Source organism: Photorhabdus temperata (assembly GCF_025384845.1).
In the GTDB taxonomy this organism is placed as follows: Bacteria; Pseudomonadota; Gammaproteobacteria; order Enterobacterales; family Enterobacteriaceae; genus Photorhabdus; species Photorhabdus temperata.
The window spans coordinates 1-17,071 of the sequence record NZ_JAJAFX010000004.1 but is presented as its reverse complement, the minus strand read 5'-3'; the positions used below and the strand labels follow the sequence as shown (position 1 = coordinate 17,071).

Below are 17,071 nucleotides of genomic sequence, written 5' to 3'. Positions count from 1 at the left end.
GCTCATGCGCTAACCTTGCAAAATGGGAAGAATTTATTAATTCACAATTTTCGCAGCGAAAACTTTACTCTTTAGTGGTTAAAAACTTAAATATAATTTATATTTTATGCCGCAGATGATAAATTATGTCTATTATCAATAAATATGAAAAATAATAAATGGATCACACAATTAGAATCAAAAACATGATTATTTTAATTATAAATCAATTTGTTATGTCATTTTTTTTCTTGACAATGAAAAGTCGGCATCATCGCAATGACATAGAGTGTTCTTTTTCGTCTTCAAGGGCTACGATATGAAACAATTACAAAAAGTAATATCTCTTACTCCATATCAACAAGATATCTTTTTTGAAAATCAGCGCAACCCACAAAGCGCTCAATACACTTTGGCACAGATACGGTACCTTTCCGGGGATATTAATCTTGATAAGCTCGTTATGGCGGCAAATAATGTTCTTAATCAGGAAATCATCGGCAAAATACAAATTTTAGAAGAAAATGAGTTATTAACCCAGCGTATCAATCATTGTATGGCTGAGGTTAAAGTCGAGATAATCAACAGCGAATATTTACAATCACAATCTCAAACTGGTGAAGACTTTATTTCGGCATGGCCGGCTAAAGTTTTCAGTTTAACCGATGTTCCTCTGTTAGAAGTCGCCATTGTTACCCCGAACCAGGCTAATTATGTTGCCCTTTTGTTACGTACCCATCATATTGTTTGCGATGGCTGGGGAATGAATTTAATCAGCACAAAAATCCTCCAGCAATATCAAAGTCCAGAACCCTTCTCTGAATATGTTAACACTCAAAAAAAGTATCTGGCAGCTATTACCCGCTCGCTAGAACATCTAAAACACCATTCCATAGTGAATGATGTCTCTGCGCTGGCGAAAACTATCGAGGGAATTGAACCCATTTTATTTACCCGTAAGAAGTCAACCAAAAATACCCAATTTATAAAACAACAGATGACATTAACCTGTTCTCAGGTTGAAAGTGCATTATCAACTGGAATGTCCCCTCTTGTTGTTATGACCACGGCACTTGCTATTTTATTAGCACGGATACACAATAATTCTCATATCACTATCGGCATCCCGCTATTTAACCGTCAGCAAAGTAATATCAATATTATTGGTGAATGGGCCAATACGCTGCCAATTTCCGTAACCGTTGACTCCGAGATGAGCTTGCGGGTATTAGCACAGCAAATTAAGAAAAAAATTAAATTTCTGAAACAATATGAATATGTTCCTCTGAGCCAACTGATAAAAACACACAATAGGGCTGGCAATATTTCCCGCCAACTATTTGATGTCACCGTTTCCTATCTTCAGTTACAGAAAATTCCTGCGTTCGAAAAAATTGAATACTATTCAAATGCTTGCGCTAATGGTCATGAAGCAGATGTATTAGCCATTCATATGATTACCCATGGTGATAACAATGATGTCGCTATCAATTTCTGGGGTGCCGCTGATGTTTTCAATACTGGCTATTCATTTGAACAATTTACCGCATCACTCTCACAGATCATTTTACAAATCATCACAGCACCGGACAGTTGGGTTTCACATATTGATATCTCTCCGACAGAGGAACAACAACTGCAAGCCTTTGAACAGGGACCGAATGTCTCTTTCTCTGATCGCGAAACCATGTCTACCTTATTTGAAAAACAGGCTGCTTTACATCCTGGGGCCATTGCCATTAAGTCGGCACAACACGCGCCACAATCCTGGAGCTATCAACAATTACAGGCTCATACCGATAATATCGCATCCATGCTGGTCAGGCATGGAGTGCAATCCGGGGATGTTGTTGCCGTTATGATGGAACGTAGCGAGGAAATGCTGGCTTGCATTTTTGCCACTCTGAAAGTGGGGGCAACTTACCTGCCCATTGATATTTCTTATCCTGCTGAAAGAATAGAGTATATTCTGCAAGACAGTGGCGTTTCCGTTATTCTGACAGAACACCCGATAAATGGAACATTTGCTGAACACTATCGAGTCCTAAACAGCCGGTATTCATCTGATAGCGCAACATTACCGCTACTTAATCGTTCTGCCCCCAATTCATTGGCTTATATCATTTATACCTCAGGTTCCACTGGGTGGCCGAAAGGTGTGATGATTGAGCACAGATCCGTTGTTAACCGGCTGGAATGGATGCAGGAAAAATATCCGTTAAATGAAACCGATGTTATTTTGCAAAAAACACCCATCTCATTTGACGTTTCCATATGGGAACTCTTCTGGTGGTCAATGACTGGCGCCTCTGTCGCTTTGCTGCCGCCCGGAGCACAAAAAGATCCTTTAGAGATCATTAAAGCGGTTAAAGAACATGATGTAACGACCGTGCATTTTGTTCCTTCGATGCTGCTTCCTTTCCTTAATGCACTGGAAATGCAACCTGAGTTGATCACTCAGATCGGCAGTTTGCGCAGAATTTTCACCAGTGGCGAAGCATTATCCCCCGCCCGGGTAAATCAATTCAGGAGGATATTTACGCAGTTTGGCAAAGACATGCCGTTATTAGTTAATCTGTACGGGCCAACCGAAGCAACAGTCGATGTTTCCTATTATGAGATCTTTCCTAATTCAACAGAAGACATTACCAGGGTGCCAATTGGTTATCCTATCAATAATACCGCGCTGCGTATTATGTCGCTTCACAACACCCGGCAACCAATTGGTGTAGCAGGGGAACTGCAAATTGGTGGCGTGGGCCTGGCTCGTGGATATCTTAACAAGCCTGAATTAACTGATGAGAAGTTTATCCGTGATATATCCGGTTTAGCAACAACAGTGCGTTGGTACCGCACCGGAGACCTAGCCAGATGGTTGTCTGATGGCAGCATCGAATATCTTGGACGTATTGATAATCAGGTGAAGATCCGCGGAAACAGGATCGAACTGGGCGAAATCCAGAACACGCTGGAGAGAATGTCAGGCATTACCAGTGCAGAAGTCCTGCCTGAGCATGATGAACAACGTGGCACCTATCTTTGCGCCTATTATGTCGCCAGTAAAAATTATACCGCTGATACGCTGCGTGACCGCCTGTTAGACTCCTTACCTGAATTTATGGTACCTGCAAAATTTATTGCTGTACCCTTTATTCCCCTAACACCAAATGGTAAGGCGGATCGCAATGCGCTGAGTCAGCTAACGCAGGATAAAGTTCTTGAGGCGGCACACATGCCCTCGACCGAACTTGAAAAAACCCTGGTTAAAATATGGCAAAGCGTTCTGAACATCAGCAATGTTGGTATCAAGGATAGTTTCTACGCTATTGGCGGTGATTCAATCCTGATGCTGAAAATCCGTTCTGAAGCTGAAAAAGCAGGTATCAAAGTCACTCTGTCACAGTTGACGCAATACCCGACCATTTCTGAGTTGAGCCATCAGGTTGAACTCTCGCAACCTATCGCAGACACGTTGGATCTGTTGCCATTTGCCCTGATTGATGAAGCTGAAAAGGCCAGATTATCTGGTTTTGCGGATGCCTATCCGGCGACACAGCTACAACTGGGTTTGATCTATCATAGCCAGCAGGCCAATGATTCAGCAAAGTACAAAGATGTTTTCCGCTATACCCTTCAAGCTGAGTGGGAACCCAATCACTTCAGGAAAAGTGCGGCAATATTGATTCAAAGACACCCAGCCCTGCGTTCACACTTTAATCTGGCTGATTTTAAAGAACCTCTGCAAATTGTGAGTGAATCTATTGATATTGATTCAGCCGTTGCAATTACTGATCTCAGTGAAATTGATATTGTCCACGCTGAATATCAAATTATCCAATATATACATCAGCAGACACGCCATCATTATCTCTTCGATCGTGCCCCACTATTTAACATCAGATTATTTAAAACAGCAGAAACGCTTGAACTCATTCTGAGTTTTCACCATGCAATCCTGGATGGCAGCAGTGTGGCTAATCTGATACGTGAATTACTGCATCACTATATTGATAGCGATGGAAAGGGTATTACTGATATCCGTCTGCCGTCACCCGCATTGTCTGTGCGGAATGAGTTACTATCATTGACATCCGTGGAGGACAAAATCTATTGGCAGAATGAACTTGCCGGATTATCCCGAACACAGGTCACAGGCTATAGACTCTATGATGTTCCATCTGATGAGGTTTTGATATCGAAATCAGTATCAATACCTGATGATATAGAAGAACGGCTAAAAGACTGGGTACAACAAAAACGTGTATCAACTAAATCCGTATTTTTCGCTGCACACTGCGCCACAATTGCCTTATTTGCTGAACAGGATGAAATTGCAACAGGTTTGATCACTCATAGCCGGCCTGAGGTACAGAACTCAGAATATTTATTGGGGTTATTCCTTAATACATTACCGGTTCGTTTTTCAGCAACAGGTAAAACCTGGATAGAATGTGTCAATGACGTCTTTATCACAGAGCAACGTCATTCACCACATCGAAAATACCCACTGAATGCTATCCAGCAAGCTGCGGGTGATGGAGCAAAAATCAGCACGGCTTTTAACTATGTCTATTTCCATGCGCTAGCAGAAGTCTTTAATTCCCCCGATTTGCGTTTGATTTCATTCACGCCTTGGGAAGAAACCAACTTTGAAATCCTGGTCAACGTTATGACGGATTTTGCTACCGGCCGTAACGTATTACGCTGTGACTTTGATGGTACGGTGTTCTCATCGGTTCAGGCTGATATGTTTATTGATGCTTACTTAGCCATTCTCAAAAATATTGTCAACCAAAGTGACGAAAAAGCCTCACTTAGCACCATACCCCAAATACCCACTCAGACTATTACCCCTTCTTCAACTTTCACATCGGTTATTGATGCGATCAGTTGGGCTGTCAGCCAGCATAAGTCGGCAATCGCACTGAAATATGGTAATGAAAAATGGCAATTTGATGAACTTTGGCATAAATCGGCACTTATCGCTGATGCTTTAGTAAAGCAGGGCGTTCGCGCAGAAACGCCAATCGGGATTGCTCTGGCGCGTTCACCGGAATTGATTGCAACATTGATCGGTGTATTACGTGCAGGGGGGATCTGTTTTCCGCTGGATTTAAGTTATCCAGCCCAACGCATTGAAGCAATGATTGGGCAGGTAAAACCATTGATCATTATGACCAATACAGAACAGCAGCCAGCAAGCCCCCGACTTTCCTCTACTCCATTAATTGATGTGAATGAGCTGCTGCAAGGGCCAGACTCATTAATACAACCTACCGCCGTTACTATTGATCCTGAGCAGATAGCCTATTTACTCTTCACTTCCGGCTCTACCGGTATACCAAAAGGCGTTGCCATGCCGCATCGAAGTCTGGCTAATTTAGTGAAATGGCAAAACACAACAGCCAGTGGAATCCGGGCATCATCGACACTGCAATATGCGCCACTGAGTTTTGATGTTTCGTTCCAGGAAATTTTCTCCACATTAGCCTCGGGCGGAACATTACATCTTGTCAGCGATGAGCAGCGCAAAGATCCAGCTAACCTGCTCCGATTGCTTCATCAGCACCAAATCGAGCGCATTTATCTGCCTTATGTTGCCCTGCAACAATTGGCAGAAACAGCGGATACATTGAATATTTACCCTGAAAAGCTAAAAGTGGTGATTTCATCAGGAGAGCAGTTACGCGTTACGGATGAAATCAGGAAGTTCATTGGCAAACTCGAAGATGGGCTCCTTGAAAACCAGTACGGACCAACGGAAACACACGTTATTACCTCATTTACCATGAGCGGCAATACTGAAACCTTCCCAACATTGCCACCTATCGGCACCGCGATTAACAATACTAACGTATTGATCCTGAATGATGATCTACAGGAAGTTTTACCTGGAGTACGTGGTGAGATTTATGTCAGTGGCCCCTCATTAGCCCTGGGATATTACAATCAACCGGAACTGAGCGCTGAACGTTTTATTACACTCATAAACTCTCCGGGGAAATGGTATCGTACCGGCGATCTGGGCATCAAATTGAATAATGGTGTGATATTGTGCCTGGGACGTAAAGACGCCCAGGTTAAGGTACGTGGTTACCGGGTCGAGCTGGCCGAAGTAGAACGCGCTATTGCCAGTACACCAGGTGCAGATAAATTCATCAAAGACGTCGCCGTTGTTGTTCAGCAACGTAACACCAATGACCATTTTCTGGTGGCATTTCTGGTGGGAGAAAAGAGTGACAATATAGTTGATAAGGTATCTGAGCATCTGCTTGCCACTCTGCCGCAATATATGATCCCCAGCCATATCGAATGGTTGGATTCCCTGCCTAAAACACCGAGTGGCAAAAGGGATGACAATCAATTAAGCCAAACCGTTATCACCCGGCAACATATCGACAATCATGATGGGAAACCTGACGATAGCTATGAGCGCATATTATGCGAACTGGCCGCCGATTTATTAAAGATCCCATCGATTTCTGTACATCAGAATCTGTTTGATATGGGAGGAACCTCTCTGACAGCCATGCGTTTGGTGGTACTGGTTGAAAAACATTTTGGCGTCAATATTCCGCTATCGGTATTTGTCAGTGATCCAACAATTGCTCAGTTGGCGCTGCGGGTTCGCCACAGTGATGCACAAGCGCACTTTAGCCCACTGGTGCCGATGCGTACCACCGGTAAACGCCACCCGCTATTCTTTGTCCATCCTATGGGCGGTAACGTTCTGTCTTACCTGCGTTTAGTTAAGCACTTTCCAGCTGACCAGCCATTTTATGCATTGCAGGCTCATGGCGTTGACGCCGGATCAACACCTCTCGCCTCGGTACAACAGCAGGCAGCTAATTATATTCAAGCTATCCGCCAAGTACAGCCACAAGGACCCTATTCACTCGGCGGCTGGTCATATGGCGGCTTTGTCGCTTTTGAAATAGCCCGGCAACTGAAAGAGTCAGGCGAAAAAACGGCTAACCTATTCGTACTAGATACGATGTCGCTGAATGCACAATCACGCTGGAAAACAGATGATAATGCCTTGTTGAATTGGTTCTTCTGGGAACTGCTATGGCTTAACCAAGGGGCGGGTTTACCTGAACAGATTGTTCCTGAAAACATCACCACCTTACAGGAACGTTTTGAACATATTACCGAACATGCCATCGCTACCGGAGCCATTCCACAAGCGAGTTCAAGAGCTGTGGTGCAGCGACTGTTTGAAGTCTACAAGACTAATTGGCAGGCTGCGGCGGATTATTCAACTCAAAATATTGCCGATATTGATATGACATTGTTACATGCGACCCAGCCTTTACCAAACGTATTACGTTCAATGCATGACGCTGTTCGCAGTGAATATCGTGATCCCAAAAATGGCTGGGGCAATAAGACTACAGGTAAGTTAAATGTCATTGATGTCCCTGGCGATCATCTGGAAATAATGGAAGAACCCTACGTTGCCGAGGTAGCAAAAGTGATTTTGCATGAAATGCGTATCTCCTCCTCTCTAACCGCAACATCAATTAAGAGCATAAAATGAACAAACCTTTGAAAGTCATTATCATCGGAGCAGGAATTGGTGGGTTGACGACCGCTGTCGCTCTGCAACACATCGGTTGCACCGTTGAGATCTACGAACAAGCACCAGAGCTGAGGACCAGTGGTTCTGGGTTATCAGTGATGTCTAATGCCTCAGTTGCGCTTAACGCCTTGGGCATCAATCTTAATTTGGAGCACTTCGGTGCTCCTGTCAAAACCTTTGAAATACGTACCGCGGGCGATCGTTTATTAAGGCGACTACCTCTGGCAAAGGTTTCCGCAGAAAATGGCGCTGCCAGCGTGTGTATTTCGCGTCAAGCATTACAGCAAGCACTGCTGCAACAGTTGCCTGATATTGAAGTCAAAGTATTCGCCAAGGCGGTTGAGATTAATCAATCCGCCACTGGAGTGTCTGTGAAGTTTGCTGATGGCCGTGAAGCCCAAGGAGACATACTCATCGGTGCCGATGGTATTTATTCTACTGTGCGGACTCTAATGCATGGTTCAGAACCTATCCGCACTGCTGATTATATTTGCTGGCTGGCTATCACGCGTTACCAGCATCAGCAAATTACGCCAGGTTATATCGTGCATTATTGGGGGGCCGGTAAACGGATTGGTTTAATTGACATTGGCGGGGGAGAAATCTATTGGTGGGGAACGGCCAATATGAAAGACAAACAGGCGCGAACATGGGAAGGCTCCAACCAAGACATTGCAAGTTTCTACCAAGGCTGGTCAAATATTGTCTCAGATATCATCTTAAAAACGCCTTCGACAGACATTATCGCCGTTCCCGCTCAGGATCGTCCTTTTTCTCCACATTGGGGAAAAAACCGCATTACATTATTAGGCGATGCCGCGCACCCTATGTTACCCAGCTTAGGGCAAGGCGCCGGAATGGCAATGGAAGACGCTGCTGTTCTGGCTCACGCTATCATGCAGAAAGCTGATCCTATAGCTGCGTTGCGTTTTTATGAAAAAACACGCATCCCAAGGGCAGAAATGATGGTCAATGCCTCAAGAGCGATGAGTGATATTGAGCAGGAGGATCATTTTTTCCCTCGACTGAAACGAAATCTGGCCTTGCGCTTGGCACCTGAGTCCGCATTAAAACAGAATATCAAAAGCTCCCTGATATTTACCCTGGATAGTTGAGACATTATAAAATGGCAATTCAATCTACGTCACCGAATCCTGTGCATACTGATACAGGTTCAGACCACTATTGAGATGCCTATCGGATCATCGGGCACATTCCGATGTCATCATGCTTTTAATAGAAGGTGGGAAGGCTGGTAACAAACTTGCCCTGCACCTCACTCCGGCGACCTTATAGGTAACAGGTTATTTACCTGTTACCTACCCAGCAACATTGTGACATCCAGCCTGTATGTTCCGACTGTCAAAGTAATAAAGTTATATCTCTTGAACCATGTAACACTCTTTGTATTCGGGTCTGGTTTCCTGAGCTTGAAAACAGGATTATCCTGCGCCGCCAGTGGCGATATGCTTAACCTCATTATTCCTGTCCGTTTGTGTTCATCCGCTGATATTTATGTTTTAACTCTCCGAACACCTCACCTGCTGCCAGACCTTCCCCACTTTCAATGCCAGCACTCACCGCTGCACGTAGCTCTGCCAGCTTCTGCGCCTGTTCATGCTCTTCCAACATGCGTAACCCAGCCCGGATCACTTCACTGACATTGTTGTAACGTCCGCTGTTGATTTGCTCACGAATAAACCCCTCGAAGTGAGGACTTAAAGCAACACTTGTAGCCATGATACTTTCTCCACTATTATCTATTAATATTTTCCTTTTTCTTATTATCGTCAAGGTGTTGTCCACACATTGGACAGGCCTAATTTCTCAATGATAAGGGCATTTTTTCCATTTTGTGACCACAGCCGCTACATTAATGACAGCCCGATGGGTTGTTAGCTATCCATCGCCCCCTAATCCTAACAGTTCGTTTCACTCTCAATGAGAATTTAGGGGAAAATTCCACAGTTTCGTTAAAGTCTACTATATAAGGATTGCCATAATTATTTATAATGATGTTTATCAATGCAACTCACTGTATCTACAACATAAAATGAAGACTAAGCTTATAACCCGCGAAGGTTACAACAAACTAAAGGAAGAATTAGATTATCTATGGTGTGAAGAACGCCCAGAAGTCACCAAAAAAGTCACTTGGGCGGCAAGTCTCGGAGACAGGAGCGAAAACGCAGATTATCAATATAACAAGAAGAGACTACGGGAGATTGATCGAAGAGTCAGATACCTAACCAAGAGTCTGGAAGAACTACGGTGTGTTGATTACTCCCCTCAACAAGATGGGCGTGTGTTCTTTGGTGCATGGGTAGAAATCGAAAATGATCAAGGGGAGAGTAAACGCTTCCGTATTGTCGGGTACGATGAAATTTTTGGTCGCAAAGACTACATATCAATCGATTCTCCAATGGCCCGGGCTTTATTGAAGAAAGAGGTCGGAGACAGTGCAATCGTTTATACACCAACAGGAGAAGTTTTGTGGTACGTAAATGAAATAGAATATGTGAAATAACATACCAACTATTTCGACATAGCTATATCCCGTGATTCAGAGCAGATCAGCCCTTGCGGGGAATATGGTCACTTTTTTCCATCTAACGAAAAGGCTTGATTTAGCAACCGTTGCTATAACATCAATGACAATAAATTCGTTGAATCATGTTGTAACCCGTCAGAATAAGATCAGACGCGAACTGGAAATTGTTTCTCTCAGAACGTATAAAGGGGTTTTTGTGAATATTTGAAGCCTATCCACCAGAAGAAAACACAACATGAATGAATCTTTAAGCCGAATTATTGCAAGTGAGCTACAGGCCCAGCCACAACAAGTACTTTCAGCCATGAGTCTGCTTGATGAAGGGAATACTGTCCCTTTTATTGCACGATATCGTAAAGAAGCCACCGGCGGTCTGGATGACACCCAACTTCGCCAACTTGAGAGCCGCCTTGGTTATCTGCGTGAACTGTCAGACCGCCGCCAAACCATTCTTAAATCCATTGACGAGCAAGGCAAGCTGACACCAGAATTAGCCGAAGCAATTAATGGCACCCTGAGCAAAACAGAACTGGAAGATCTTTATCTACCATACAAGCCGAAACGTCGTACCCGTGGGCAAATCGCTATTGAAGCAGGTCTTGAACTTCTGGCAAACTCTCTGTGGCAAGATCCACAACAAGAACCGGAGCAGGTTGCCGCCACCTTTGTTGATGCCGATAAAGGTGTAACCGATACTAAAGCCGCTCTGGATGGCGCTCGTTATATCCTGATGGAACGTTTCGCTGAAGATGCGGCATTATTGGCAAAAGTTCGTGACTATTTATGGAAAAATGCCCATCTGGTCGCCAAAGTCGCCACAGGAAAAGAAGAAGAAGGTGCTAAATTCCGCGATTATTTTGATTACCATGAACCTATCGCACAGGTCCCTTCTCATCGCGCATTAGCCATGTTCCGCGGCCGTAATGAAGGAATACTGCAACTTTCCCTAAATGCTGATCCCCAGTTTGATGAACCACCCAAAGAGAGCTACGGTGAACAGATTATTACCCAACATCTTAATCTGCGCCTGAATAATGCACCGGCGGATAGCTGGCGCAAAGCCGCTGTAAACTGGACCTGGCGTGTCAAAGTATTACTGCATCTTGAAACGGAATTGATGAGCACTTTACGTGAAAAAGCAGAAGATGAAGCTATCAAGGTATTCGCCCGTAACCTGCAAGATCTGTTGATGGCCGCACCAGCAGGTATGCGCGCAACAATGGGGCTCGATCCCGGTCTGCGTACCGGTGTTAAAGTTGCCGTTATTGATGCAACCGGCAAACTGATCGCTACAGACACTATCTATCCGCACACCGGGCAAACCGCCAAAGCTGCCGCAAGCGTGGCCGCGTTGTGTATCAAACATCAGGTGGAACTGGTCGCTATTGGTAACGGCACCGCTTCCCGCGAAACAGAACGTTTCTTCGCCGATGTCCAAAAACAGTTCCCGGAGATAAAAGGCCAAAAAGTGATTGTCAGTGAGGCAGGAGCATCTGTTTATTCTGCATCTGAACTGGCAGCACAGGAATTTCCTGACCTGGACGTTTCACTGCGCGGTGCAGTCTCTATCGCCCGCCGCCTGCAAGATCCACTGGCTGAATTAGTGAAAATCGATCCAAAATCTATCGGCGTAGGTCAATATCAACATGATGTCAGCCAGACCCAACTTGCTAAAAAACTGGATGCGGTAGTTGAGGATTGTGTAAACGCCGTCGGCGTGGATCTGAATACTGCATCTGTTCCTCTATTAACCAGAGTTGCCGGGCTGACCCGCATGATTGCCCAGAACATCATAAACTGGCGCGATGAGAATGGCCGCTTCAATAACCGTGCACAATTACTGAAAGTCAGCCGTCTTGGGCCAAAAGCGTTTGAACAGTGCGCCGGCTTCCTGCGTATCAATCACGGTGATAACCCGCTGGATGCATCGACTGTTCACCCGGAAGCCTATCCGGTGGTTGAGAAAATTCTGGCGGCCACTGAGCAAAAACTCCAAGCATTGATGGGCAATCCATCCTCACTGCGTGGATTGAAGCCTCAGGATTTCACCACAGAACAATTTGGTGTTCCAACCGTTACCGATATTCTGAAAGAGCTGGAAAAACCAGGCCGTGACCCACGCCCAGAGTTTAAAACCGCGACCTTCGCCGACGGTGTGGAAACGATGAATGATCTGCGCCTGGGGATGGTACTGGAAGGTGCGGTTACTAACGTGACTAACTTCGGCGCATTTGTTGACATCGGTGTTCATCAAGATGGCCTGGTGCACATCTCTTCGCTGTCAGATCGCTTTGTGGAAGATCCTCATACCGTGGTAAAAGCAGGCGATATCGTCAAAGTCAAAGTGCTGGAAGTTGACCTGAACCGTAAGCGTATCGCTCTGACCATGCGTCTTGATGAACAACCGGGAGAAACCAACTCGCGCCGCAGTAGCAATACTCAAACTGACCGCCGCCCTGAGCGCAATGACAGAAACCGTACTACTCCGCGCGCTTCAACGCCAGCCGGAAACAGTGCCATGAGTGACGCACTGGCTGCCGCATTCGGAAAAAAACGTTGATAGTTTTATAACCGCAACAATATGCACTGCTTTGGTAGTGCATATCTCATCTCGGCTGTCAGACAAAATCCAAATACACTTATCCCTGTCAATCTCGGTTACTTACTGAACATCAACTATTATTGAAAATACGATTAACATTGAAATTAATGTTGGTTATTATTCTTATTTGCAATTAACATACATAGGATAAAAATCGTACTTTACATAATATTAAGTACGACTCAGGTTCTCGAGATTATTTTACTTATCACGCATCCCGGAAGGTTATATGCAATTTCTTCCAGACCACAGTTACAAGATTATTGGCTTTTCTCCCAAGATCAGCCCGGCTTACCGACAGAAATTGCTGTCATTAGGCATGTTGCCCGGTTCCTCTTTTCATGTTGTCCGTTTAGCACCTTTAGGTGATCCGATACAAATTGAGACCCGTAGAGTTAACCTGATTCTGAGAAAAAAAGACCTGGAATTTCTCACATTAGACAACGTCCAATGCAATGCATAATCCACTGCAAGCAATAAAACTGTTACTCCTAATCTGGCACCAAGAATATGAAAGCACTGACCATTGGCTTAATCGGCAATCCCAACGCCGGCAAAACGACATTATTCAACCAACTTACTGGCGCCCGTCAACGTGTAGGCAACTGGGCAGGCGTCACGGTAGAACGCAAAGTTGGCCGTTTTACCACTGAAGACCATAAAATTGAGCTGGTTGACCTGCCGGGAACCTACTCTCTGACCACAATTTCTGAACAAACATCACTTGATGAGCAGATAGCTTGCCACTACATCCTGAGCGGTGATGCTGACATGCTGATTAACGTCGTAGACGCTTCTAACCTTGAGCGAAATCTCTACCTGACATTACAACTGCTGGAATTAGGCATTCCATGCATTGTTGCGCTGAATATGCTGGATATCGCTAAAAGCCAGCATATTCAAATCAATATTGCTGAATTGGAGAAGCGCCTTGGCTGTCCGGTTATTCCAATGGTTTCAACCCGCGCAACCGGACTCAATGAACTAAAACAAGCAATTGACCGCCATAAACAGAATTCCGGGCAGTCACTGATTCGCTATCCTGATTGCTTGTTGCAAGAAGTTGATCAGCTATCTGGTGCAATTTCAGACGATTTTAATGCTCAACAACGCCGCTGGTTAGCCCTTCAGATACTTGAAGGGGACATTTACAGCCTGGAACGCTCCGGCCTTACGGCCTCAATACTGGCTGAATCCAAAGAACGCCTGCAACAACAGCAATACGAAGAACTTGAACTGGTTATTGCCGATGCACGCTATCAAAGTATTAACACATTATGCATGGCCGTGATCGACAGCCAAAAAGCCATGCCAAACAAACTAACCCAGGCAATTGATAACGTCATACTCAACCGCTGGTTGGGTGTGCCTATTTTCCTGGCTGTTATGTATTTCATGTTCGTACTGGCGATTAATATCGGTGGTGCATTACAGCCTATTTTCGACGCGGGTTCTATCGCTGTTTTCATTCATGGCGTTCAATGGCTTGGTCATACATTACATTTTCCTGAAGGGCTGACGATTTTCCTCGCGCAAGGTATTGGCGGCGGTATCAACACGGTTCTGCCACTGGTACCACAAATCGGCATGATGTATTTGTTCCTCTCTTTCCTTGAGGACTCCGGTTATATGGCACGGGCAGCGTTTGTTATGGATCGTCTGATGCAGGTTCTGGGGCTACCGGGCAAATCGTTTGTCCCATTGATCGTTGGCTTCGGTTGTAACGTACCCTCAATTATGGGTGCGAGAACACTGGATGCACCGCGTGAGCGCCTGATCACGATTATGATGGCGCCGTTTATGTCTTGTGGTGCACGGCTGGCCATCTTTGCCGTTTTTGCCGCTGCATTCTTCGGCAAAAACGGTGCAACCGTTGTTTTCTCTCTTTATATATTGGGCATTGTAGTCGCGATTTTGACTGGCCTGATGCTGAAATACACCATTATGCGTGGTGAAGCCTCACCATTTGTGATGGAGCTGCCGGTTTACCATATTCCTCATCTGAAAACCCTGCTGTTGCAAACATGGCAACGCCTGAAAGGTTTTGTTATCCGTGCAGGTAAAGTCATTGTTATCGCCAGTATGTTTATTGGTGCGCTCAATAGCTTCTCTTTCTCTGGTAAAACTGTGGATAGCATCAACGAATCAGCACTGGCTTCGGTTAGCAAAGTTATTACACCACTGTTACAGCCAATTGGCGTTCACGCAGATAACTGGCAGGCAGCCGTGGGACTGATAACCGGTGCGATGGCAAAAGAAGTGGTTGTCGGGACACTGAATACCTTGTACACCGCAGAAAGCATTACAAATAAGCCATTTGATGCAAATGGGTTCAACCTGCTTGGTGAACTGAAAGATGCTGCTGGTGAGACCTGGGAAAGCCTGAAAGACACCTTCACTTTGAGCGTGCTTTCCAACCCAATCGAAGCCAGTAAAGGCGACGGAGAGATGGATAGCGGTTCTATGGGAATCATGAGTACAAAATTTGGCTCCGCTATTTCAGCTTACAGTTATCTGATCTTTATTCTGTTATATGTGCCTTGTGTTTCTGTAATGGGCGCGATCGCGCGTGAAACAAGCCGTGGTTGGATGATATTCTCCATTCTGTGGGGACTGAATGTGGCTTATTCAATTTCAGCCCTGTTCTACCAGATGGTGACTTTCTCACAGCATCCACAAAGCAGCCTGATCATCATTCTGACCGTCGTTCTATTTAACGCACTGGTGTTCTGCTTCCTGCGTCGGGCGCGCAGCCGCGTGGCAATGAAGTTAATCAACAACCCAGGAAATAGTTGCCACTGCTCCAGTGGAAGCTGTCATTAGGAGCTAAGAATGATTAGCCTGTTACAAGTAAGGGATGCAGTCGCTCTGAATGGACGGGCAGATGCCAGGCTGTTGAGCCGCCAGCTTTGTGCGTCCGTACAGATGATTGCCGCTATGCTTGAACAGCTTACCGTGATGGGCAAACTGGAAAAGGTTGATGCAACTGCCTGCCTGAGCGGCAGTTGCAAACAATGCCCTGAAACACAGAAATGTGATACGGCAGTTTATCGGATCGCCGAGGGGCATCAGATAATAAAAAAAACTAATCAATTCAATATATAGTCATCACTTGACCTTGCTAAAAAGATACTATAAATTGTGAATATCAACACCCGCGATAGCGTCAGTTCATCGACGAAATCAGCGGGTTTTTTATCATATACAGAAAAAACTTAGTAGAATTATTTTGTTAATAGCACTTTCTCAACACTAATCATATGAGATTCTATTAGATGTCTGTCTATAACAAGCCTTTTTTAACTCCAGCAGAGCTGGTAAATATTCATCTTGAAGATAAAGGTGTTTTATTTACTCCTCCATTTGATAAAGTTTTTGCTGAGAAAACACTATCCCTGATTAACTGGTATAGATTTAAATCATACTTATACCCTTATCTAAATCATTCAACGAAAGAATATGTATCAGGTACTGAATTTAAAAATGGCTTTGACTTATATTTGTTTGACTGTGAATTAAGAGAACTATGTAACAAATACATATTAAGAATAGAAGTTAAAGCAAAGAGTATTCTTGACCAAGTAATAACAAAGTATCTAAACGACCCTTTTTGGTATCTCTGCGATGATGTATTCACACCAAATAAAGCACCATATCAAGAAAGAATGAAAATAAAAGCACTCATGGAAAAATCTACTCAGGAATTCGCTGTTTACTATAAAAATAACTATACAAGCACAAAAGAGTCTTATAGGCAAAATCCTCCATTTTGGATAGCTATAGAATTAATGTCTTTTGATTCGATGATGAAACTGATTGCTGCTTTAGACACGACAAAATTTACATCCTCAGGAAAAAATCATCTCAATGACTTTGCAACAGCTATGGGTGCCAATACATTTAAAGAAGTAAAATCGTGGCTTTACGCACTAAAGGAGTTAAGAAACAAATCTTCGCATAGCTCCAGGACATGGAATAGTAACTATCGTTTACCATCAGGATTCGTAGATAATAATAACAATATTATTGGAAATAGAATAACAATCAGACCAACAATGAAAAATAAAATTTATACGACATTGATTGTATTAAAAATAATGTCTAAGACTTTGATAAGTCCATCAGAAAAATTCGAAGTTGAATTAAAAAACCTCATAAATAAATACAGTTACATACATATCTTAACTCATTCAATGGGAATTCCCCCAGGATGGGACAAAGAAAATATATGGAATTAAAAGCCTTTCTTAGCAATAAATTGAGTCTCCATGATTTATCAAATGATCAGGAAAACTGACATTGAACCGCCACATTCCTGCGGCGGATTCTTTACCCTTGTGACTACTCCCCGCCGTAA

Annotated in this window: 9 protein-coding genes; 8 read left to right on the top strand and 1 reads right to left on the bottom strand. The window is 44.2% G+C overall.

What is annotated here, in order from left to right:
- The first annotated feature begins 298 nt into the window (after positions 1-298).
- Positions 299-7,519, top strand: coding sequence for a non-ribosomal peptide synthetase (locus LGZ99_RS02315; RefSeq protein WP_262978819.1), 7,221 nt, complete (start codon positions 299-301; stop codon positions 7,517-7,519).
- Positions 7,516-8,676, top strand: coding sequence for an FAD-dependent monooxygenase (locus LGZ99_RS02310; protein WP_021323368.1), 1,161 nt, complete (start codon positions 7,516-7,518; stop codon positions 8,674-8,676). The genes LGZ99_RS02315 and LGZ99_RS02310 overlap by 4 nt, the downstream gene beginning before the upstream one ends.
- Before the next feature lie 364 nt (positions 8,677-9,040).
- On the opposite strand, the gene LGZ99_RS02305 is transcribed toward LGZ99_RS02310, so the two are convergent.
- Positions 9,041-9,301: a type II toxin-antitoxin system ParD family antitoxin gene (locus LGZ99_RS02305; protein WP_021323369.1), complete on the bottom strand. Its 261-nt coding sequence runs from the start codon at positions 9,299-9,301 to the stop codon at positions 9,041-9,043.
- Positions 9,302-9,614: 313 nt separating this feature from the next.
- On the opposite strand from LGZ99_RS02305, the gene greB reads away from it, so the two are divergent.
- The 6 genes from greB to LGZ99_RS02275 all read left to right on the top strand — a co-directional run bounded on the left by greB (position 9,615) and on the right by LGZ99_RS02275 (position 16,952).
- Complete coding sequence (greB, locus tag LGZ99_RS02300) at positions 9,615-10,088, top strand: transcription elongation factor GreB (RefSeq protein ID WP_036837551.1); 474 nt, start codon at positions 9,615-9,617, stop codon at positions 10,086-10,088.
- Positions 10,089-10,347: 259 nt separating this feature from the next.
- On the top strand, positions 10,348-12,672 hold the full coding sequence (locus LGZ99_RS02295) for a Tex family protein (RefSeq protein WP_036837549.1): 2,325 nt from the start codon (positions 10,348-10,350) through the stop codon (positions 12,670-12,672).
- 271 nt (positions 12,673-12,943) lie between these two features.
- Positions 12,944-13,177, top strand: coding sequence for a ferrous iron transporter A (gene feoA / locus LGZ99_RS02290; protein WP_036837548.1), 234 nt, complete (start codon positions 12,944-12,946; stop codon positions 13,175-13,177).
- 47 nt (positions 13,178-13,224) lie between these two features.
- A complete protein-coding gene (feoB, locus tag LGZ99_RS02285) occupies positions 13,225-15,537 on the top strand; it encodes a Fe(2+) transporter permease subunit FeoB (RefSeq protein WP_036837547.1) in 2,313 nt (770 codons plus the stop codon).
- Between the two features lie 9 nt (positions 15,538-15,546).
- On the top strand, positions 15,547-15,819 hold the full coding sequence (locus LGZ99_RS02280; protein ID WP_051769224.1) for a FeoC-like transcriptional regulator: 273 nt from the start codon (positions 15,547-15,549) through the stop codon (positions 15,817-15,819).
- A gap of 170 nt (positions 15,820-15,989) precedes the next feature.
- The gene (locus LGZ99_RS02275; protein ID WP_051769221.1) at positions 15,990-16,952 is read left to right on the top strand and encodes an Abi family protein; all 963 of its coding nucleotides are present in this window, start codon (positions 15,990-15,992) and stop codon (positions 16,950-16,952) included.
- The last annotated feature ends 119 nt before the right edge of the window (positions 16,953-17,071 follow it).

Coding starts and splice junctions, on each gene's coding strand:
- LGZ99_RS02315 (WP_262978819.1), top strand. CDS start 299: ATGAAACAATTACAAAAAGTAATATCTCTTACTCCATATCAACAAGAT.
- LGZ99_RS02310 (WP_021323368.1), top strand. CDS start 7,516: ATGAACAAACCTTTGAAAGTCATTATCATCGGAGCAGGAATTGGTGGG.
- LGZ99_RS02305 (WP_021323369.1), bottom strand. CDS start 9,301: ATGGCTACAAGTGTTGCTTTAAGTCCTCACTTCGAGGGGTTTATTCGT.
- greB (WP_036837551.1), top strand. CDS start 9,615: ATGAAGACTAAGCTTATAACCCGCGAAGGTTACAACAAACTAAAGGAA.
- LGZ99_RS02295 (WP_036837549.1), top strand. CDS start 10,348: ATGAATGAATCTTTAAGCCGAATTATTGCAAGTGAGCTACAGGCCCAG.
- feoA (WP_036837548.1), top strand. CDS start 12,944: ATGCAATTTCTTCCAGACCACAGTTACAAGATTATTGGCTTTTCTCCC.
- feoB (WP_036837547.1), top strand. CDS start 13,225: ATGAAAGCACTGACCATTGGCTTAATCGGCAATCCCAACGCCGGCAAA.
- LGZ99_RS02280 (WP_051769224.1), top strand. CDS start 15,547: ATGATTAGCCTGTTACAAGTAAGGGATGCAGTCGCTCTGAATGGACGG.
- LGZ99_RS02275 (WP_051769221.1), top strand. CDS start 15,990: ATGTCTGTCTATAACAAGCCTTTTTTAACTCCAGCAGAGCTGGTAAAT.